Annotated in this window: 15 protein-coding genes; 13 read left to right on the top strand and 2 right to left on the bottom strand. The window is 45.4% G+C overall.

Annotation, left to right across the window (positions count from 1 at the left end; translation table 11 throughout):
* Positions 1-591 precede the first annotated feature (591 nt).
* The 10 genes from JUB14_RS26520 to recD2 all read left to right on the top strand — a co-directional run bounded on the left by JUB14_RS26520 (position 592) and on the right by recD2 (position 17377).
* Complete coding sequence (locus tag JUB14_RS26520; protein ID WP_207509901.1) at positions 592-4728, top strand: ATP-binding protein; 4137 nt, start codon at positions 592-594, stop codon at positions 4726-4728.
* 202 nt (positions 4729-4930) lie between these two features.
* Positions 4931-6208, top strand: coding sequence for a chloride channel protein (locus JUB14_RS26515; protein WP_207509900.1), 1278 nt, complete (start codon positions 4931-4933; stop codon positions 6206-6208).
* Positions 6209-6515: 307 nt separating this feature from the next.
* Positions 6516-7115, top strand: coding sequence for a DUF4136 domain-containing protein (locus JUB14_RS26510; RefSeq protein ID WP_207509899.1), 600 nt, complete (start codon positions 6516-6518; stop codon positions 7113-7115).
* 672 nt (positions 7116-7787) lie between these two features.
* A complete protein-coding gene (locus JUB14_RS26505) occupies positions 7788-8243 on the top strand; it encodes a hypothetical protein (RefSeq protein WP_207509898.1) in 456 nt (151 codons plus the stop codon).
* Positions 8244-8818: 575 nt separating this feature from the next.
* Complete coding sequence (locus tag JUB14_RS26500; RefSeq protein WP_310586206.1) at positions 8819-9610, top strand: mechanosensitive ion channel family protein; 792 nt, start codon at positions 8819-8821, stop codon at positions 9608-9610.
* Between the two features lie 104 nt (positions 9611-9714).
* Positions 9715-9948 carry a hypothetical protein gene (locus tag JUB14_RS26495; protein WP_207509897.1) on the top strand — a complete coding sequence of 78 codons (234 nt, stop codon included), beginning with the start codon at positions 9715-9717 and terminating at the stop codon, positions 9946-9948.
* 844 nt (positions 9949-10792) lie between these two features.
* Positions 10793-11659 (top strand): YitT family protein, encoded by an 867-nt coding sequence (locus tag JUB14_RS26490; protein WP_207509896.1) that lies wholly within the window; start codon positions 10793-10795, stop codon positions 11657-11659.
* Between the two features lie 112 nt (positions 11660-11771).
* Positions 11772-14138, top strand: a complete 2367-nt coding sequence (locus JUB14_RS26485) for an efflux RND transporter permease subunit (protein ID WP_207509895.1) — start codon at positions 11772-11774, stop codon at positions 14136-14138.
* Between the two features lie 20 nt (positions 14139-14158).
* Positions 14159-14641 (top strand): HIRAN domain-containing protein, encoded by a 483-nt coding sequence (locus JUB14_RS26480; RefSeq protein WP_207509894.1) that lies wholly within the window; start codon positions 14159-14161, stop codon positions 14639-14641.
* A gap of 219 nt (positions 14642-14860) precedes the next feature.
* Positions 14861-17377 (top strand): SF1B family DNA helicase RecD2, encoded by a 2517-nt coding sequence (gene recD2 / locus JUB14_RS26475; RefSeq protein WP_207509893.1) that lies wholly within the window; start codon positions 14861-14863, stop codon positions 17375-17377.
* Between the two features lie 254 nt (positions 17378-17631).
* On the opposite strand, the gene JUB14_RS26470 is transcribed toward recD2, so the two are convergent.
* Positions 17632-18414 carry a sensor histidine kinase gene (locus JUB14_RS26470; protein WP_207509892.1) on the bottom strand — a complete coding sequence of 261 codons (783 nt, stop codon included), beginning with the start codon at positions 18412-18414 and terminating at the stop codon, positions 17632-17634.
* A 199-nt stretch (positions 18415-18613) separates the two neighbouring features.
* Between JUB14_RS26470 and JUB14_RS28240 the strand changes: the two genes are divergently transcribed.
* From JUB14_RS28240 to JUB14_RS26460, 3 genes are all read left to right on the top strand, one after another.
* On the top strand, positions 18614-18892 hold the full coding sequence (locus JUB14_RS28240; RefSeq protein WP_445515046.1) for an IS1/IS1595 family N-terminal zinc-binding domain-containing protein: 279 nt from the start codon (positions 18614-18616) through the stop codon (positions 18890-18892).
* 20 nt (positions 18893-18912) lie between these two features.
* Positions 18913-19338 (top strand): IS1 family transposase, encoded by a 426-nt coding sequence (locus tag JUB14_RS26465; RefSeq protein WP_207509891.1) that lies wholly within the window; start codon positions 18913-18915, stop codon positions 19336-19338.
* Positions 19339-19621: 283 nt separating this feature from the next.
* The gene (locus tag JUB14_RS26460) at positions 19622-20614 is read left to right on the top strand and encodes a hypothetical protein (RefSeq protein ID WP_229368341.1); all 993 of its coding nucleotides are present in this window, start codon (positions 19622-19624) and stop codon (positions 20612-20614) included.
* 328 nt (positions 20615-20942) lie between these two features.
* Here JUB14_RS26460 and JUB14_RS26455 read toward each other — a convergent pair whose 3' ends face one another.
* Positions 20943-21779 carry a site-specific integrase gene (locus JUB14_RS26455; RefSeq protein ID WP_310586205.1) on the bottom strand — a complete coding sequence of 279 codons (837 nt, stop codon included), beginning with the start codon at positions 21777-21779 and terminating at the stop codon, positions 20943-20945.
* Between the last annotated feature and the right edge of the window lie 2 nt (positions 21780-21781).

The raw sequence follows: 21781 nt of genomic DNA, 5'->3' as shown, positions 1-21781 counted from the left end.
TTTCCTGGTATGTCTGGATCAGGCGCTGGTCATTGCGGGATTTTAGACTGGCAAAAATGCAACTTTGATCGATTAAGCAGCAATCATGGTATTATTGTTGCCTAACATGCTATAGTTAATTTAGAATAAAAGACTTGTGGGAATTATTTGGAGAGTCAAAGGTTTCTAGCCTCTGACTCTCTTTTAGTTATATCTGCTTGACACCTGGTCGTAAAACTTCTGATGATATGGCTCCTGTTTCAGAAGGGATTGAGTAAAGCAAGGCCTTCTATATTATTACTGGGGCCTCAGAGTACCGGACATGGGAAATCGTAAGGAAAAACGAGGCCTACAACTTTGCCACCTCCCATTAGCATGGATGATGATATATGACTGGATATGGATGCGGTAGGGGCTTGAAAGGAGGCAAGGATAATGCAGAGTAGATAATGCAGAGTACGTCTAGATATCCAGACATACGCCAGCTGATGATCTAAAATCTGCACTAGGTAAATCAAAGTTGTGAAAAGAAATCATTTTATTTTATAAAAGTAAAGCATTTTATAATTCTCAGGTTTTGTAACTTACCAAGCCTTTACTCTACTATAATATATGGAACAACCCATACCTGAAAGAACTGGAAATGATTTTCCTTCTTTTTTATCAGGCGGCGGAGAAATGGGCCAACGCATTCGAGAATACGATTGGTCAACTACACCGTTAGGCAATCCAGAGCAATGGCCGCAAAGTCTTAAAACCTGTGTCCGCATTATGCTTACTTCACCACAACCTATGTTTGTGTGGTGGGGGCGGGATACACTAATCAATATATATAATGATGCTTATCGATTTGTACTAGGTGGCAAACACCCGGAAATGCTTGGTAAGTCAGGTCGTAAAGCCTGGGCAGAAATATGGGATGAACTATGGGCTCGGGCGGAAATCGTTTTTACCAGAAACGAAGGTACATTTGACGACGCCCTGCTGCTGGTAATGAACCGGTATGGCTACGAGGAGGAAACCTATTTTAAGTTTTCATACAATCCAATTCCAGGTGATAAGGGCGGAACCGAAGGCTTATTTTGTGTCTGTACAGAAGAAACAAGCCGCGTTATTACCGAACGGTCCCTAACAACCCTCCGGTCCCTGGCCGTAATCATACAGACAAATAGTTTAAAAGAAATCTTTGAAGCCTCTGCTACAACAATTGCGGCAAACAACAAAGACTTTCTTTGTGCTATAATCTATACCATAGACGAAGAAAGTAAAACTGCGAGAGCAACAGCCTTTGCCGGCATTGATGCTAACCACCCCCAGCTTCCGCTTCACATTAATATACAAAACCCTGATACAATAGGTGAAAATCTAGCGGCCTGCGTGACGGAGAACAAAATCATATTATCTCCTACCAAGGGCAGGTGGCAGAATTTGCCAACGGGTGCATGGAGTATCCCACCAAAGTGCTTTGTGCATGCACCTATAAAAACTGGCAACAGGAAGTTTCCGGTGGCGGTTTTATCGGTTGGGTTAAATCCCTACCGAAAGTTTGATGAGAGCTATCAGAATTTCATTCAACTGGTAGCCGACCAAATAGCACTTGAAGCGGCCAATGCATTAGCCTACGAAGAAGAACGGAAACGTGCCGAAGCACTTGCGGAAATCGACCGGGCCAAAACAGCATTCTTTACCAACATATCACATGAATTCCGTACGCCTATAACACTCATGCTTGGCTCGTTAGAGGATCTCTTACGTAAAAAAAACGGTGTAGAAGATGAAGATACTCAGGCCCTAGAAATGACACATCGAAATTCGCTGCGCCTTTTAAGGCTGGTGAACAACCTGCTGGATTTCAACCGCATCGAAGCAGGAAAAGTAAAAGCACAGTTTACCCCCATTGATTTAGCTAAGTATACTACTGACCTTGCCTCCGGATTTCGTTCTGTAATCGAGAGTGCCGGTCTGGAATTTAATGTACAATGCGATAAGGGTATTCAACCCGTGCACGTGGATAAAGAGATGTGGGAGAAAATTGTGCTGAACCTACTAAGTAATGCGTTTAAATACACACTTGCAGGAAGTATCACCATTTCTCTATCCACCCAGGCCAAGACTGTTGTTTTAAAAGTCACCGACACCGGCGTGGGCATCCCCGGAAAGGAACTCTCAAAAATCTTCCAGCGGTTTCACCGAGTTGAAAACAGCCTGGGAAGAAGCTTTGAAGGTACCGGAATAGGGCTATCTCTGGTAAAAGAACTTGTGATGCTGCACAAGGGCGAAATTTCGGTTAGCAGTAAAGTGGGTTTGGGTTCCGAATTCAGTGTCACCATACCCACCAGAGGTGTACCATCACCCGAGGAGCAGTTTGCCCTTGCCAACCCTGTGGTACAGGATGAGCTTACTGCTGCCTTTCTGGATGAAGTCACTTCTCTTACCGGACTTCCCATCTCTCAAAACGGTACCCAGGTAAAAAATACGCCCAGAGTTCTGGTGGTGGATGATAATGCCGACATGCGGGCCTACCTCAGGAAATTACTTGAGAAAGACTATACTGTTGTTACGGCCAGCAATGGCAGGGAGGCGCTGATTCAAATAGAGGAGCAAAAACCTGATTTGGTTGTGAGTGATATTATGATGCCGGTAATGGATGGCCTTCAACTACTCACAAAAATAAAAACGGCACCGCACACTTCAATGCTGCCGGTTATATTGCTGTCGGCCCGTGCCGGCGAAGAAGCCAGAATTGAAGGCTTGAACGTTGGTGTGGATGATTACCTGATAAAACCTTTTTCGGCAAAGGAATTATTGGCAAAAGTACGTTCTAACCTTGCTATTGATGCTTCCAGAAGGAAAGCAGAAAAATTTTTGTATGATTTACTCATGCAGGCACCCGTTGCTATCGCTATCTATAAGGGGCCAAATTTTATTGTAGAACTGGCCAATGACCGGATGCTAGAGTTCTATGGAAAAAGCCGGGAAGAGATTATTGATAAGCCTATCTTTGAAGCTATCCCTGAGGTGGCAGTTGATGGAGTAATAGCACTTCACCGGAAGGTTTACGAAACCGGTGAACGGGTTGTTATCAATGAATTGCTACTTGAATATCACCGGAAGGACACCTTGTATGAGGGGTACTTTAACAGCGTTTTTGAACCGTTTCGCGATTCTAATAATACCATCACGGGTGTAATTGCCAGTGCACATGATGTAACCGAGCAGGTACTGGCTCGAAAAAAAATTGAAGAAAGTGAAAGCCGCTTTCGTACCCTGGCCGAAACCCTGCCTCAGTTGATTTGGGTAAGAAGTATGGATGGTACCATAGAGTATGCCTCAAATAGCTGGGAAGACTATACTGGTATTAAGGACATGCGGGAGGCCTGGAAAACAATGACTCATCCCGATGACTGGGAGCCTGTTATGAGCGTATGGCAAAAAGCGATAGAAGCGGGTCTGCCGTTCAGACAGGAGGTACGGTTAAAAAACAGGGAAGGAGAGTACAGATGGCAATACGCTGTAGGCGAACCAGTAAAAGATGATGAGGGAAAAGTAATAAAATACATTGGTGCATTAACAGACATTCATGTACAAAAAACGTTCTCGGAGCGCATGGAGGAACAGGTAGCACTACGAACAAAGGAACTGCAGAATACCCAATCCTTTTTGCAACAGTTAATTGATTCTTCGGTCGAATATATATCTGTATTTGACAAAGACCTGAACTTTGTTACCGTTAACAAGCGATTCGAAGAAAAGATGCAGATTGACCGGGAGCAACTTAAAGGACAACATCTTTTTGAATATAACCCTAAGGCAAAAGGTACCGAACAACACAGAAGTATTCTGAAAGCTCTAAGTGGCGAAACAGTGCATTTGGAGAAACGGTCGACGATTAAACAACCTGATATATTTGTAGATACCTACTTTTTTCCACTTGTTATTGACGGTAATGTGGAAGGAGTGATAATTATGGCAAGGGATGTCACAGCCATTGTAGAGTCAGAAATAAAGCTGGAAGAAGTTAATAGAGAACTGCAACGCTCCAACGAAGACTTGCAGCAATTTGCCCACGTTGCCTCTCATGACCTGAAAGAGCCTGTCCGCAAAATTATGCTTTTTAGCAACCGTCTCAAAACTGAATTTGGTAAAGTGCTTCCGGAGAAAGGCCAGTTGTACCTTTCCAAAGTAGAATCATCCGCCATCCGAATGTATTCAATGATTGATGGTGTGCTTCTTTATTCTTCACTTAATGCACTGGAACAAACAAAAGAAGGCATAGAATTAGAAGAGATTATTCAGAGCATAGTAAGCGATCTGGAGGTAGTAATAGCCCAAAAAGAAGCAAGTATCCTATTTAGCGAATTGCCATGGATAGAAGGTTCTAATGTTTTGATTTATCAGTTGTTCTATAATCTGATCAACAATTCCCTTAAATTTTCAAGTCCCGAGCGTAAACCTTTGATCCGCATAAGCTCCTCCACTGCCTCTATTGAAGAAATTAAGGGTAGCTGTTTAAATGAGCAAAAGGAATATGTCAAAATTAGTTTACAGGATAATGGTATAGGTTTCGGCAACGATGAAGCAAGTCGAATATTTGGCACATTTACCCGGCTCCACTCAAAAGACAAATTTGAAGGAACAGGATTAGGTCTCGCTCTTTGTAAAAAGATTGCAGAACGACATGGTGGAATCATTTATGCCCAGGGACAAGAAGGTGAAGGTGCCACCTTTACCTTATTGCTTCCTAAGTAAGAAGGAGTATAAGCTCTTTGAACAGAGATGTTTCCACTGATGGGGAGGTTGGCCTCCTGATGAATGGTTAAAAGTAAAATGAAGATTTACATAGGTAAAGTTGATATACCTTTGTTCGTTGTCTAAACAATTTAATATTATTATCTTCTTTGTAAAGTAAAGGTATAAAAGACACCTTTACGGCAAACAGTCACTTTCCGGAATGGATTACAAAACCAAGAGACTTGCGGTAACACTCAGGAATCAACTTAATTACCCTTTACAGTTCAACCCCTTTGTATTCAGCAGAATATTTTTGCTTTGGGTACTCATTGGCATCGTAGGAGGTGTCATAGCCGGTTTTTACTGGACTATACTGGAAGGATTGCTCCATTTTCTAGGGCAGGTGCAGGGGCTATATATTATTCCTCTTATGGCAGGGGCTGGGCTACTGGCAGGACTGGTCATCTACTTCCTGGGCGATCCCGGCGAAATGGATCTTATTGTAAACAACATCCGCTTTAAGGGGGGGAGACTGGAGCCAAAGAACAACCCCTCCATGATCCTGTCGTCCTGGTTGTGTATAGCAAGTGGAGGTAGTGCCGGACCGGAAGCACCACTGGTACAGGTTGTAGGCTCTACCGGTACCTGGATAGCTAAAAAACTGGGATTCAAAGGAGAGGATCTCCGTTCCCTGAGTATTGCCGGTATGGCTTCTGCCTTCACTGCCCTGTTTGGTGCACCTTTAGGCGGTAGTCTTTTCGCTGTTGAAATTCTGCATCACAAACATGTGGTGGAGTACTACCAGGCGCTTATACCCGCTTTTGTAGCCAGCTGCTCGAGCTATGTTATCTTTATACTGATTACGCACATAGGTATTGGTCCTACCTGGCATTTCCCTATGTACGCAACTCCTGAACTAAATGACTTTTTTTATGCTATGCTCTATGGTATGGCTGGTACGGCCGTGGGCTGGCTCTTTATATTTACGGTACGTCAGTCCAGAAGACTGTTCAGACAATTAAAGTTGCCTATTTATATCAACATGATGATCGGGGGAGTATTCATAGGAACTATTGCTTACCTGGTACCCCTGTCACGGTACTTTAGCCATGATGAACTGAATGTACTTTTAGAAGAGCCGTTCAGCCTTACCTACCTAGTCATCCTGCTGATTGCAAAAATACTGGCTATTGTCTTTACTGTTACATCAGGCTGGCGCGGAGGCTTTATCATCCCTCTTTTTTTTGTGGGAGCTACCGTGGGGCTAATTATCAATGCCGCCTTTCCGGGACAGAATCTGCCCCTGATTCTGGTAAGCTGTATGGCCGCCATTAATGCGTGTGTCACCCGTACTCCTATCAGTACTACCGTACTACTCTCTACACTAACGGGCTTCCACTATTTCATCCCGATCATGTTTGCCAGCCTGACCGGCTTTTTCCTGGCCCCCAAGACCCCTTTGATTAACGCTCAGCTGGGGGTAAAGGAAGTTGTTTAAGAAGGATAAAGCTGTTTTATAATCAACTTTGTTGATACTCATGGTAAAGTGAACACAGCATCGTTTACATTTAAACTACTGATCGTTACCACAAAATAATAACAGCAGCAACAGCAGGAACAGTAGAAAGTATTTCGCATATACGTTGTAGACATTTGGGTCCACTTGACCTCATAGGAGCGTCAATGCCTTGGTGGAATAACTTTTTTATATAAATTAATATAGCAACCTATTGATAATGAATACTCTATCGAAAATTTGCTACTGATTGATCTTGTAAAAATGTTAAACTAAAAATGATGCGATTATGAAACAGTTATTAAAAGTATTTATTCTTCTCCTGGCCTTTGTATCGTCACCGCTCTTAGCCCAGGATTATAAGGTTACTTCGGATAAGGATATATCAGCCCCTTTTGATCAATATAAAACCTATTCCTGGGCTAAAAATATAAGCCTTGAAACAAGTCTTGCAAGTGCCCTTAATGATGCTATCCTTAAGACTGCCATTAGAGATGCTTTAGCTCATGAGCTTGCAGCGCGTAAATTTAAAATGGTAACCCAGAATCCTGATCTTCTGGTCAATTTCCGGGTCTTTGACGAGCCCGTTGAAATGACAGCCTATGAAGGGTACTTCCGTGATCCAGAATACTGGGGAAAGAACGAAATAAGCCAGGAGAAGCTAGGGCTCATCCTGCATGCAGATGATCCCGGACGTCGTGGTAAAAAGTACTTTTTTGATAAAGGGACAATTATTGTTCAGCTGGTAGACGCTAAAAAAGGAGTGGTAGTGTGGCAGGGGTATGCGAGTGGTATCACCAATGGTAATGTTTTCGATAAGGATCCAGACCACGTAGCTAAAGCTATAAATCTTATAGCAGAAGAGTTAGACCTGGTTCTGAATGAATAGCAAGAGGAAAGGTTTAATTAGGAGTCATTTTCAAGAAAACGCCTTCCGGCTGTTAGGAGCTCGTTCCATTTGGAATGTTTATCCAGACCGGAAGGCATTTTACTATACATATAAAAAGTAGCTTTCACAATAGGTTAAGCTCTTTCCACTTTGACCTTATAAAGGTTATCTTTAAGATTTATTACAAGTGCACGGAAGCGTACTTCTTTCCGAAGACAGTCTTGTAATTGGTCTATATAGGGAGACAGCAGGTAATCACAAACTTTATCATTGCTGTTGATTGCTATAACTCGGCACGAATGGCTGGTAACTTGTAAAAAGTCACCTAGGAAGACCTCTTGAAGCGCCACTTCGTCAACTATTTCGAGGGTACTAAAGAAAGTTAGCTTAGAACAATCATCCCCACATATTGAATAGGCTCTATACCGGATGAGTTGACACCAGAATTATGATTTTTATCTTCCCTACAAGTTCTGAGATTTCTAATAGTAGTAGGTGTGATTGTGATGACGCTATATTTCTTAGCCTTTTATGATAGTATAGTCGATATTCCGTACGGAAAGCAGTAAATTATCAATCTGGTAAAGAAGCAGTTTGTTATTTCTCTCACCAGGTAGTACCTCTAAAGCTGTACTCACCTGATACGCATCGCATTGGAAGAAAGAATACCTGATGGTCAGCCTATTTGCCTGGAATCTGGGTAAGAATAATGAATCAACGTCTCGCCTTGTGGTGATTACAGCTATGGAATTACTATATAAGAATAAGAAGATTTGGGAAAGACTTCGTATTTCAGTGATCGTCATTCCTTTGCTGATCATGCTAAGAAGTCCGAAGCAGCCAGCAAGTACTACCCAGGCGAATGTACAATCAGCAACTATGTCATCATTGGTAGCACTAGTCGTTCAGAAGACAAGAAGCACCTTACTCTTTCCTTCAAGTTTCAAAACAATTCATGTAAAGTTACTGAGAACAGGTGACAGTGGCTCTGTTTACTATAAGGCTACTATTATATATAAAGCCCGTAACCTGTTTACAGGTATTGTGGAGGAAAGCCGTTGCTTTACCCTTTCCAAAGCAGGAATTATTACAGATACTTACCTCTGTAATGAGAAAAGAGCAGAATAATTTATACTGCTTATCCATTTAATAGTTCGTATGTTAGAATGAATGTTATTGGTGATAGAAAGCTATTAACAGGCAAAGGGTTTACTAAGACCTCTTGATGAAAATAACCCCTTACTTTATCCTACAGTAAACAAGAATAATGTTCAGGGGTTAATATAATATACGGTTGTTCACTTCTAATAAGGTTCGACATGGTACGTTCTCCCACTGGTACTTACTCGTGGGAGATCTTGTGTTGGTATAGATACAACTTTTAATTTAAAAGTTAAATATCCTACTATACCAGCGGATTTTCACGATTATTTGTTGTCCTGACTAGTCACTACAGTAGAGTGTTATCTGAAAGTGGACAATTTGAGTCGAAGCGCTAAAAGATACATTTCAATGACGATTGTCAGAAAACTTTTTCTGATGCAGCTGCTTAAGAAGAAGTAGCTACTTATGACTATGGAAGAAGCCAATAAATCCGTTGAAACATTTTGGAAGAAGCTGTATACCTCCCTTGATAGCTATTGGGATAGCTTTATTGCTGCCACGCCCCGTTTAGCTCTGGCCCTTCTGATTAGATTATAGTGGTGGGTATCCTAATTGCCCGTACCGTTGGAGGCTTTACCCGTAGCCGCCTGGAAGCCCGTTCGCAGGACCCACTTATGAGCAATTTCCTGGGGAACACCATCAAGTTAGTATTTACCCTGGTTGCCACCATGCTGGCTTTGCAGACGGCGGGTCTTAGTGGGGTAGCGGGTGGACTACTTGCCACCGCCGGAGTCTCAACGTTAGTCCTTGGGTTTGCCTTCAAAGATATAGGTCAAAACTTTATAGCCGGAATGATCCTTGCTTTCAATCGTCCTTTTCACATAAATGATACCGTCCAGGTGGGGGAAGTAATCGGCAAGGTGAAAGCCCTCAAGTTCAGATACACGCATATCAAGACCTTTAACGGGCAGGACGTACACATTCCCAATGCCGATGTACTTAATAAACCGGTAGCTAACTATACAAAGGATGGTTTTTTTCGCTGGGAATTTCTGGTAGGCATTGCCTATGAAGAAGATATTGACACAGCCAGGCAAATTATTCAAAGCGTTCTAGATTCTCACAAGAGTGTAGTGCACGATCATATCCACGAAAACTTTGTTGCCGAAGATGAGCTGGCTACCAGCACCGTCAACCTGAAGGTATTCTTCTGGGTTGAAACGCTTGATTTCAAAAGAGCGGCCCTGGTGACCAGGGGAGAGGTGATGCGGGACATCAAGGTATCTCTTGAGCAAAAGGGCATTAGTCTACCGGCCGACATCGTTGAGCTCAAACTCTATGGTAAAGAAAAGAATTTCCCTGTTGCATTGCTAAATAAGCGTGAATGGTAAAATGCTCCTTTTGTGTCGACTTTGGTAGGTATGTAATACTGTCATTATCCATAGATAGCTTGATTAGGTCGGTTATGTTTCCTCACACCAGTATGATAAATACCATGTTGAACAAGATCAGGTATCAAGGGAGGTCCTATTTTGAGCTGCGTGATGGAGAAGCCATGTATGCCGTTGAATCTCTGGTGAACCTGCTGCTGCCCCTGGAAAATGAAATAGCCAATGATCCAACGGGACAAATTTATATAGAATCACCTGATTACTTTTACATCACCGGATTTCCAGAATCCATAGCTCAGCTAATCACTGCGCTTACTTATACCTGGCCAGCGAAATAGCTATCAAAAGAGCAATGGCTAGCAGCTTGAGATAAAGTCAAAAGGCTAAAATACATGTTTTTATTGCTACCAATTGATGGGATAGTAAATTACCTAGTAACTTTGCGGTACGACTGAATATGAACTTCTCGTGAATTCAAATAGAACTTTTAAACCCGCTTTAAGCTTACTTCTTGCTGCCCTGGTAATGGCAGCATTGTGGTCGCTGGTAGGGGTTGAGAAGGCATCAGTCAATCAATCGCTGGATTGTCAGTCTAATCTTTTATTGAAGAGAAGTACGTACAAGGTATCTCAGGCTGGGAAGGGGAGTGAGAGTTCTTCGCCTCTACCTTTTCTAACTACATTGGATAAGCTTCAAAATAGCCAGATTTATTTAAAGGTTAATTATAAGAAGATACCTTCACGACGGCCAGAGGCAGGCAAGTCGGCTGCGCACTTGTCACTTTACGCTCTGGTTACACCTACGCTTTCTCTCTATTCACCTCATTACTACTATTTTTTATCTCGTTTACTCTGGATAGCTTTCCCCTTTGCACGTCCTGTGCAACCTAATTTACATACTACTGACTTTGTGTTTTCAACCTTTCAAAGAATATGTGGAAGGTTCATAGTCACCAATGCTCCGTAAACTAACTATTTGTTAGTCCATGTGCCTGATTTAATGGTCTGTTGACCATTTTAAAGCTGACCTGTCAAAGAGGTCACGGCTCACTATGTCTTTATACATCGTCCAATCAGATTGTTTGTAATACCCTGAGGGAGAACCAGCTAATTTTTACTTTAAGCCACTCCCCCTATGGTTTATTATAGGCTACTCTAACCATCCACTTTACTGCTTAATATTATGAACACAACCCGGAATGAGAGAAAACTCAGAGATATAATACTAATAGTTCTAGGCATTCTTAGTGCAGGTTTTGGCCTTGAGGGTTTCCTGCTGTCCAGCCATTTCATTGATGGAGGAGCAACGGGTATATCTATGTTGATTTCTAAGTCAACGGGTCTTTCATTAGCCCTACTTATCCCGCTGATCAACCTCCCGTTTATATTTATGGCCTACCGATTAATCGGTCGTCGGTTTGCTATAAGAAGCACCCTGGCCATTGCCGGACTAGCCTTTTGTCTGGCCGTCGTTCCATTTCCCGATGTAACTCCCGATCTGTTGCTGACGGCTATTTTTGGTGGATTCTTTATAGGAGCTGGTATAGGACTGGCTATGCGTGGTGGGGCTGTTTTAGATGGTACAGAAGCCCTGGCACTCCTGATAAGCCGCAAGTCCCACCTCTTGAAAGTCAGTGATGTAATCCTGCTGCTGAACCTGTTTATCTTTTCAACGGCGGTATTTCTGCTCGGCGTGGAACCCGCTCTATATTCCATGATCACTTACTTTGCCGCCTCTAAAACCATTGATTTTCTGGTTCATGGTATGGAGCAGTACACGGGAATCCTGATTGTGAGTGAACACTACCAGGCCATTGAATCTGCTGTTTCTCAAAATGGCTGGGGTATCACGATCCTGAAAAGCGGCATGGGATTTGGTAAACGGGGCTATCAGGAGAAGCCCGGTGATGTACTCTATGCAGTAGTCACCCGTCTGGAAATAGGCCGGCTGATCAATGTTGTTCAGGAGATTGATCAACAGGCGTTCCTGGTTCAGTTTAACATCAATGACGTCCAGGGAGGGAAGATCAGGAGCCGGGCGGTTCATTAGCTTTTATCACTGGCATTACCAGTTGTCTACTACTGTTTATAACTCTATTACTAATTGATATTTATCCGGGAAGAGAGATCTTCTGTGATTGTCTAACTACTACTGCTTGCTCATGTTATTCTGGCATACGTTATCCAAATTTATCCTCCGAAACCGCGCCTGGCTGGCTGGCCTGGTGATCCTGACTACTGCTTTTATGGGATACAAAGCCAGCAGTATCCGGCTATCCTACGAACTGGCCAAGATACTGCCCGCTACTGATCCTAATTTCAAGTTGTATGAAGAGTTCAAAGGGCGCTATGGCGAGGATGGCAGTGTCATGGTTATTGGTATCGAGACGGATAGTATGTACAGCCTTCCCCTGTTTACAGAGTGGTACGAGCTAAGCCGGGAGATCAAAGCCATAGATGGCATCAAGAATGTACTCTCCAACGCAGACCTGTTTCAAATCGTACGCAACGACAGCCTTAACCGCTTTGACTTTAAGCCACTGACGAGTCAGAAACCTACTACCCAGGCCGAGGTGGATACTATTGCGGCTAAGATAGCGGCCATGCCCTTCTACCAGGGATTTGTGGTGAGCGAGGATGGGAAGGCGCACCTGATGGCCGTAACCTTCGACCAGAGTAAGCTCAACAGCAAGAGCCGCATTGATATTGCCAGGCAGATCAAGGCCATAGCCCTGGCTTTTGGTGAGAAGAACGGGCAGGAAGTACACCTGTCGGGTATGCCTTACATCCGTACGGAGTTTATGTCGAAGGTAAGCAAGGAGATGAGTCTTTTTATGGTACTGGCTTTTGGGGTAACGGCGCTGATTCTGCTCTTGTTTTTCCGGTCTATAGTAGTAGCACTGGCGGCAGTCTTTGTCGTGGGGCTGGGGGTTGTGTGGTCGCTGGGACTAATAGGTATCTTTGACTTTCGCATCACGCTGCTTTCGGGCCTGATTCCCCCGCTGCTGATCGTGATAGGTATCCCTAACTGTATCTTCCTGGTCAACAAGTACCACGAGGAGTACGCCCGGAGTGGCGATAAATTCCAGTCGCTGGCACTATCCATCGAAAAGATCAGCCAGACGACCTTTTGGGCCAACGTTACTACCTTCATTGGCTTTGGTGTATTCTGCTTCACCGGTAGTGCCTTCCTGTCGGAGTTCGGGTTGGTGTCATCCTTGTCGGTCATGATTACCTACGCCCTGTCCATGATCATGATTCCTATTATTTTCAGCATACTTCCTCCCCCTTCGGCCCGCCAGATGGGGCACCTGGAATCGCGCCGGATCAATGCCTTCCTGTCGCTGGTAGGGAGTATTGTACGGGATAGACGGCCTGTTATATATACCCTGGTAAGCCTACTGGTGCTGACCTCTCTTTATGGTATGACCCGCATCACTGCTGTGGGCTACGTAGTAGATGACCTGCCTCAAAATGATCCCATCTTTACCGATCTTAAATTCTTTGAAAAGCATTTCAAAGGCGTTATGCCCTTTGAGGTAGCCATTGATACGCAGCGTCCGGGCGGCGTACTTGACCCTACTACCCTGACCAAGATTCGCCTCATGCAGCGGGAGTTTGAGAAGTACCCCGAGATCACCCGGCCGCTCTCGCTGGTGGAGGCCATCAAGTTTTTCTACCAGTCGTATCGGGGAGGCGATCCCAAGTACTACCGGGTACCCGGCGCACTTGAGCTCAATAAGCTGGCCAGCTACGCCTCTACCTTTAAGGGCAAAGAGAGCCAGTTTAAGGGATTCATGGACAGTACCCGTCGCTACACCCGCGTGAGCTTCCAGATTGCCGACGTAGGTACCCGCCGGATCACGGAGTTGTATAGCCAGCTGCAGCCCCGGATGGATACGATCTTTAACTATGACCAGGCTACCGGCAGATGGGTACCTAAGGAGGAGCGCATAGAGGCGCAGCTAACGGGTAACAGTGTGGTATTTACCAAAGGCAACGATTACCTCAAGCAGAACCTGCTCGAGAGTACCATCCTGGCCATCGTGCTGATATCGCTAATCATGGCCTTCATATTCGGAAACCTGCGGATGATCCTGATCGCGGTCATACCCAGTACGGTACCTCTCATCATCACGGCGGGACTGATGGGCTTCTTTGATATTCATATCAAGCCATCCACGATCCTGATTTTCAGTATAGCGTTTGGTCTGTCGTCGGATGGTACCATTTACTTCCTGACCAAGTACAAGGATGAGCTCCGCAGCGGGCGTTACAGCATAGCCGACGCCGTAGCCAGAACTATCCAGTCGACGGGTATCAGTATGTTCTATACCGCCATCATCCTGTTTGCCGGGTTCTCTATCTTTGGCGCCTCTACCTTCCAGGGTACTGTAGTATTGGGTATACTGGTGTCCATAACGCTGCTAATGGGTATGACCTCTAACCTGATCCTGCTGCCGGCCTTCCTGATGTCGCTGGACAAGCGGATGCAGCGCAGAGAGGCCCGGAAAAAGGCAGTGATTTAATGGTTGTAAAACTTACTACTATGGAAGATTCACTGTCTCGGTTGCTATTCCTTTTGCTAAAGGTAGTATTAGGGTTTGGATTCCTGTATTTCTTTTACCGGCTATACAAAGCAGGTCGAGCACAAAAACGTTCATTGCCGGTCCAGAGGGAGGAGGAGGAGTTACTAATGTATAAAAATTGGATCAAGCCGATTCACTATAAAAATGTAGAAATAATGGGGTTGTACCATTATAAATACGAAATGGCAAAAAGAAAAGGATATATCCATGAAGATTCCCCGTTCACACTTCGGAGAAGTTTTAATATAAAACAGGACTCTTTTGCAGTCGAGGTCTATGTGAATGAGTACAAGCTAGGGTATCTGCCTGATACCATTGGAAAGGAGATAGCTCTGAAGATGGAGCTAGGAGAGACATTTAAAGTAAGGATGGTGGGGCATTTTCCCAAACGGCAGTTTGGACAATTGGAAATCGATATCGTCAACGAAAGGCTGGAAAACTAAGGATCAGACGGGAGATTCCTATATATCTATTTGAGGGGTTATTATCTTTCTATATCTGGTAAATCAACAAGCAAAGGTGTCTTCTGAACCATGGTGTAACATCCTAGTGGTCTTGATGCCATAAATGTCTTAGCCTGAAATAGGTTGTCATTTTAGTGTGAAATTATGACAACCTATTTCAGGCTAAGACTGTATCTTTGGTTTTACCTATCCTTGTACATGCAGGCACTGGACAGACAAACTTCGGCTGAACCCGAAAAGCTATCGGGCATCGTCAAGCGCGTGACCTTTCATAGCGCTGAGACAGGCTATACTGTGCTGAAGGTAAACAGCTTCCAAAGGCCCCATGAAGACCTCACTGTCCTTGTCCACCAGTCCAAGGTCTTCGCCGGGGCCACCGTTGACTTTTACGGTGAGTGGACCACGCACCCTAGCTATGGCCTGCAGTTCAAAGCCTCCAGGGGCATCGAAAGGAAACCTGCCACGGCTAATGCGCTGGAAAAGTACCTGGGCTCGGGCTTAATCAAAGGGGTAGGCCCGGTGACGGCCAAAAGAATCGTCCGGCATTTTGGGGACAGTACCCTGGATGTTTTTGAGAGCAGCATCGAAAGGCTCACCGAAGTTGAAGGCATTGCCCGGCTCAAGCTGGAGATGATCAGCAAAGCCTGGGTAGAGCACCAGGAGATAAGGAATGTGATGCTTTTTCTGCAGTCGCACAGTATTTCCACCCTTTTTGCCGTCAAAATATACAAGACCTATGGGAATGACGCCATTGAGATAGTCAGGAAGAACCCTTACCGCCTGGCCGCCGATATCTACGGCATCGGCTTCTTCTCGGCCGATAAAGTGGCCCTGAGCCTGGGCCTGGCCCAGGACTCCACCCAGCGTGTACAGGCAGCCATTGCCCATGTGCTGCAAAACGCCAGAGAGCAGGGGCATTGCTACCTGACCCAGGAGCAGATCATTCAGGCAGTGGCTGAACTGCTGTCCCTGGCGGATACCGCTGCCATTGAGGCTAACCTTCTTGAGATGGGGAGAAAAGAAGAGCTTAAAATCAGGTTGCTGCCCGATGAGCAGGGAACGGCCCAGAAATGCTTTTACGCCCACTCGCTCTACTATGATGAGCAGTACATCGCCACCAAGGTCAGGCAGCTGGCCAGCCGCCCAATCAGCCTTAACCGAGCGCATCTGCTAGGGGACCTGGAGGAGTTCTGCCAGCTGCACCAGATTACCCTCAGCGAAGAGCAGCGCCTGAGCGTACTGCAAATAGCCACCAGGCACCTCTCCATCCTCACAGGGGGGCCGGGTTGCGGGAAAACCACCACCACCCGGGCACTGGTAGGAGTCCTGCAGATGATGGGCAGGGAAGTCATGCTGGCCGCCCCTACCGGCAGGGCTGCCCAACGCATGAGTGAGGTCATCGGCGTGGAGGCCAGGACCATTCACCGGCTGCTGGAGTGGGACCCTTCCAAAGGGGGCTTCAAGCGAAATGAACAGGATCCCCTGGAAACGGACGTGCTCATCGTGGATGAGTGCTCGATGCTCGACGTTCACCTGGCTGCTTCCCTGCTCCGGGCAGTGCCTGCTGACGGCCAGCTGGTACTGATAGGGGACGCCGACCAACTCCCTGCCGTGGGGGCGGGCAATGTGCTCAAAGACATGATTGCATCCGGAGTGGTCCCATGCCAGAAGCTGACGAAAGTATTCAGGCAGGCGCAGGAATCGCTTATCATCTCCTATGCCCACCAGATAAACAGCGGGGAAGTACCCCGGATAGAGTCTCCCTTTCACAAGCCCCTGGTCTGGCAGCAGAAGAAGGACTGCCTATTTATTGACTCAGAGGAAGCCACCAGTGAGCAACTCAGGTTCATCTCCAAAGTCAGGAGAATGATGGGTGAGCCGGCCGGCAAGGCAGCGGATGAAACAGGAGGTGCCACAACGGGAGGTGCCACAACGGACGTTGCGGCAGCGGATCCCTATCAGCAGGGCTGCGGCCTGTCCATCCCCCAAAAGTTCAGCCATGTGGATCTGGAGGCCCTGCTGCAGGCCCGTAGGCACAGTGAAGAGCTCAGGGAAGTCCTGCTGCGTGTCCACCCCTGGTCCTCGCTGCATTACGGCCTTTCAGCGGTGGGAATGGTCGAAAAGCTGTATGAGTCAATCATTCCTAAATACCATGGCAATGAGGTGGAGATACAGATTCTCTCCCCCATGACCAAGGGCAGCCTGGGAACCACCAACCTCAACAAAGTCATTCAGGAGCGGATCAACCCGGCCAGGGAAGGAAAAGCACAAATCCTGATAGGAGGCAGGATCCTGCGGGAGGGGGACCGGGTGATACAGAAGCACAACAACTATGACTTGAATGTATTTAACGGGGACATCGGCTCCATCACGAAGGTAGACAATCAGGAAATGGAGCTATCGGTGAGCTTTAAGGCAGGCAAAGAGGTGAAGGAAGTAAGGTACACCAAGGAGCATTTGCTGGAGTTGGATCTGGCTTATGCCATCACCATTCACAAGTCCCAGGGCAGTGAGTTTGAGAGCGTGATTATCCCTGTGGTCACGCAGCACTTCGGAATGCTGTTCCGGAATCTGGTCTACACTGGTATCACCCGGGCCAAGAAGCTGGCCGTGCTGGTGGGGACACGAAAGGCGTTGGCACTGGCGGTCAGCAAACAAAGCACCGCCACCCGGCAGACAGCCCTGGCCTATTTACTCAGGCAGGATATGGAGTAATAATTGGGTTTCTCTACATCATTCTGGACCTTTTAGGTCTTGGCGGTTCAGCAATAGGTGTAATCAAACTCTGTAATTCCACCACTTTTTGAGTTTCTTAGATTATATATGGAAGGTTTAAAGGCCTGATCGTATACACGTGTCAGGCAACTCTCAGTAGATTAAGCTATATGGGATAGACCTTTATTATCAGAAGTAGAATTTTGGCTATTTGATTTCTTCTTAGGAACTATGGGACCGACTTCAATCTTCATTTAAATGAGAGCTGGTAATATAACAATAAAGGTACTTCCTGTACCAGGTGTGCTGGTCACTGTGATACTACCTCCATGCAGCTCGGCCACCTTTTTGCAGATAGACAGTCCCAGTCCACTACCCGGATACTGGCTCCGGCCGTGCAGGCGAGCAAACAACTCAAAGATCTTTTTCTCGTTAGCCTGCTCCATACCAATGCCATTATCCTTCACCCGAATGGCCAGATACTTGACCTCTATATCAAGTCCCGACTGCATGATTTCTTCCTCCGTTGCCTGCTCTGACTCGATCGTGATTTGTGGAGGTCTATCAAGATGGCAAAACTTTAAGGCATTGCTGATCAGGTTCTGGAACAGCTGCCGGAGTTGAATAGGGTTACCTTGTATTTGGGGCAGTTCAGCTACATGTATATCCGCCTTTTTCTCGTCAATCCTGCTTTCAAGGTCTGACAGGATGTGCTGCACGAGCAGAGATAAGGAAACCGGCTGATGTGGCTCCTTCTGAGTAGAAAACTGGGAGTAGGTTAGCAGCCCATCTATCAGGTCCTGCATCCGTATACTGGCTGACTGCATTCTTTGGAGTAAGTCGACTCCGGCCGGTGGCAGTACCTGTGCATACTGCTTCACCACCAGATTCGAGAAAGAACTGATCTTACGCGCTGGTTCCTGTAAATCGTGAGAAGCTACATAGGCAAATTGCTCCAGGTCTTTATTGGACTGTCTTAGTTCCTCCAGAAGTAGTTCCTGTTTTTGCCGCATGAGTACCTGGTCAGTGGTTTCCATAAAGGTGAGAATGACCAAGCCCCTACCAGGATCGAGGTCTCCTACTGTACTGATACATGAGTAAGTTTTTTTTCAAGAATTCTTTGTAGTTTGATGGCAAGCAATAAACAAAGTGATTACGAAGCCCTGCGTCGACGCTGTATTGAGCTCCATGAAGCAGGTAGTGGTAATTTAGGGGGTGATTTTTTATATTTGCCTCATGATCAGCGAAACTATAACTTATAGATGCCAACGCTGCGGCAGTTTGAACTTACGGAAGAATGGTCATTCAACATCCGGTTATCCTAAGTACCACTGTAAGGATTGTAATAAGTATGGCACTATCAGCAATGTGGCCCAGCAACGAGTCGAACGTTACGAGCAGGTAGAAAAGCTCTTACTAGAGCGCACTTCTCTGAGAGGTATCCAGCGTGTTACAGGCGTAAGCCGTCCTACTATCATAAAACTAGCGAAAAAAAAGCGGCCGCCGCTGCGGTAGATCATTACTTTCACGTCCAGGTGGATACTAGTGTTATCAAGCCTGTCATAGAAGTAGATGAAATGTATTCATTCGTTGGTAGTAAGCAAACTAAAACCTGGATCTGGTTAGCAATTGAGCGCAGTAGTAGACAGATTGTAGGTCTGGCTACAGGCGACCGGAGCGAGTACTGTGGACGGCTTCTATGGGAAAGCTTACCAGAGTACTATCAGCAAAATGAGGTCTTTTATACTGACCTGTATCCTGTCTATGAAGCGGTTATTCCTACAGATAGGCATTTTCAAAAAGCAGGTGGAACAGCCCATATCGAACGCTTCAATAACACGCTTAGGCAGCGCCAGCCCCATTTAACAAGAAAAACATTAGCTTTTGCCAAAACGGATGATAGCCACTTTGGCAGAATCCTCAACTTCATCAACTACTATAATAAATCTAAATCACCTTAGTGTTTACCACTACCATGAAGCAGGTTAGAATAGGATTACGGAAGCGACATACACTAACTGCTTTTGCGTTAGGCCGCTGGAACTGTCGTTAAATCACCGAAGGGCAAAAAAAATTATAGCCTCCTTTTTCAAAAATATGAGATTAGAATTTATAGGTAATTTAAATTATTAATAAATACAAAAGATGAAGAATAGAATAATCTTTCTTTCTCTAATACTTCTATCACTAATTATAAGCTCTTGTCAAAACAAAGATGAGGTATATGTGTGTAAACCTTGCAATTTGGAATGTGATAAACTAACCTTTTCAGAAGGCGGGATTTGTCCGCATTGTAAAATGGAGCTAATCAAGAAAGGTGATTTTTCCGAAGAGCCAGCCCTGAATGAAATCAAAATTAATGAAGGTTCAGGTGCATTTCTCATTGAAGGAGGAGTTGGAAATGAAGGAAAAACAATTAAAGTCTTTTATCATAGACCTAAAAACTTCAATTCAACATCTAAGGTTCTAATCGTTATACCAGGGGCTGGCAGAAATGCCGATAGCTATAGAGACACGTGGATCGCAGAATCAGAAGAGTATAGCCTTTTAATTCTTTCTCCCATGTATTCTAATGACGAATATGGATTTGAGGACTATCATTTAGGTGGACTAATAACTAATTCAAACTTAAAAGCTAACATAGAATACATTGATAATACGAATACTGCAAGATTAGATGAGGCTATGCTTAATTTTAAAGTCAACTCAAATTCCAACGAATGGATTTTTAACGACTTTGATAGGTTATTTGATTTAGTTGTAAATGCTGTGGATTTAAAGCAGAACTCATATGATATATTTGGACATTCTGCGGGAGGACATATTTTACACAGGCTCGCTATATTTCAAAAAAGTTCTAAGGCAAACAGAATCTTAGCTTCCAACTCAAGTTTCTATACATTACCAACGTTTGAAGCTGATTTTCCTTTCGGCTGTAAGAATATGCCTATCACTCAAGAATCTTTAAAAAGTACTTTCAAAAGACGTTTAGTTGTTCTTTTGGGTGAGTTAGACAACGAAAATGAAACAAGAGGTACTTTCCTGCAATCAAAAAGTGCAAATGAACAGGGACTTCATAGACTCGAGCGTGGAACAAATTTTTATAACAAGTCTAAAGCCATTGCAGAAGAACTTGGATTTGGTTTTAATTGGGAGTTAGTAATAGTCACAAACGTGGGTCATGACCATCTGAAAATGGGAGATGCCGCAGCTAATTATTTATATAATATTGATTAGTGAATAAGTCTATACTATTGGTAACTTGCTGTCACGGTCTTAGCCTGAAATAAGTTTTCCTATTTTCACTACAAACGTTGTCTCTTCCGAACTTTATTAATGAATGAGCAAATCTGTAAAGACTCTGTGCAGTATTGCAGCACTTTTGCCCTTATCACCTCCCCCGCGGCAGCCGTCTCATTCTCTCCTTAAAGGAGGAAAGCTTTACAACCAACCAATTCACATATCTATAGTTGGCCTCAGTTAGTCAGGTATATAGCTGCATATACCCATTTATTTGAATCTCCAATTAATGTACAATAGTTGTTCTGAAATTAGAATTCCACGTTCAAAGCCCCAATTTCATGGCGGCATTGTGCCGGACCACCTGCTGCACGCGGGTATAGCGGTCGATCATCGTGCGGGTGCGGTGCTTGGTCTGTTGCATGATCTGGGAATCATCGGCTCCATTGAGTTTAGCGATCGTCACGAAAGAAGCCCGCAGGGAATGGGCCGAATATTCCTGACCCAGGTACGTTTTGGTGGTGCGGGCCACCTGCTTGTCAGTGAGCCGGTCCTGAGTAATCTGGTTGCCCTTCCGAATACGGACGAAAAGCGGCCCAGCCGAACGATTTAATAAAGTGGTGTAATCCTGCAGGGCCCGGACGGGACAGGTCTCGGGGTCCGGGCTGAAAAACAGCGCCTTCTGCTCGGTTTTTCCGTACTGGTTGGTCTTACTCCCCTGGTAAGAAACCACCGCTCCTTCCCGGGTAAACTGAATACTTTCTAAATTCAGGGCGACCAGCTCCGAGCGTCGGAAGGCCCCCACAAATCCCACCAGGAGCAAGGCCCGCTCGCGCAGTCCGACGGGGGTGCGGGGGATAGACCGGATCTTTTCCTTGAATTCTTCGATTTCAAAGGCCAGGGCCTGGCCCGGCTCGGTGCCCAGGCTGCGCTTGATGCCTTCCAGCACCGTCTGTACGGTCTGGTCCAGGGCGGGATCGGGATGCTGGTGGAGCCGGTGCCACTTGCGGATGGCGGCCAGTCGGCGGGAAAGGGTAGCCCACTTATGTCGGGTGGCCTCATCGGAGAGGTAAGCTGTATATTCCGGAGTAAACTGAGCCACTATTTCGGTACAAACTGAGCCAGCATTTCGGAGCAAATTGAGCCACTTGGGATGTTTGATTT

Source organism: Telluribacter humicola (assembly GCF_017355935.1).
In the GTDB taxonomy this organism is placed as follows: Bacteria; Bacteroidota; Bacteroidia; order Cytophagales; family Spirosomataceae; genus Telluribacter; species Telluribacter humicola.
This window is presented reverse-complemented; position numbering and strand designations above follow the sequence as displayed.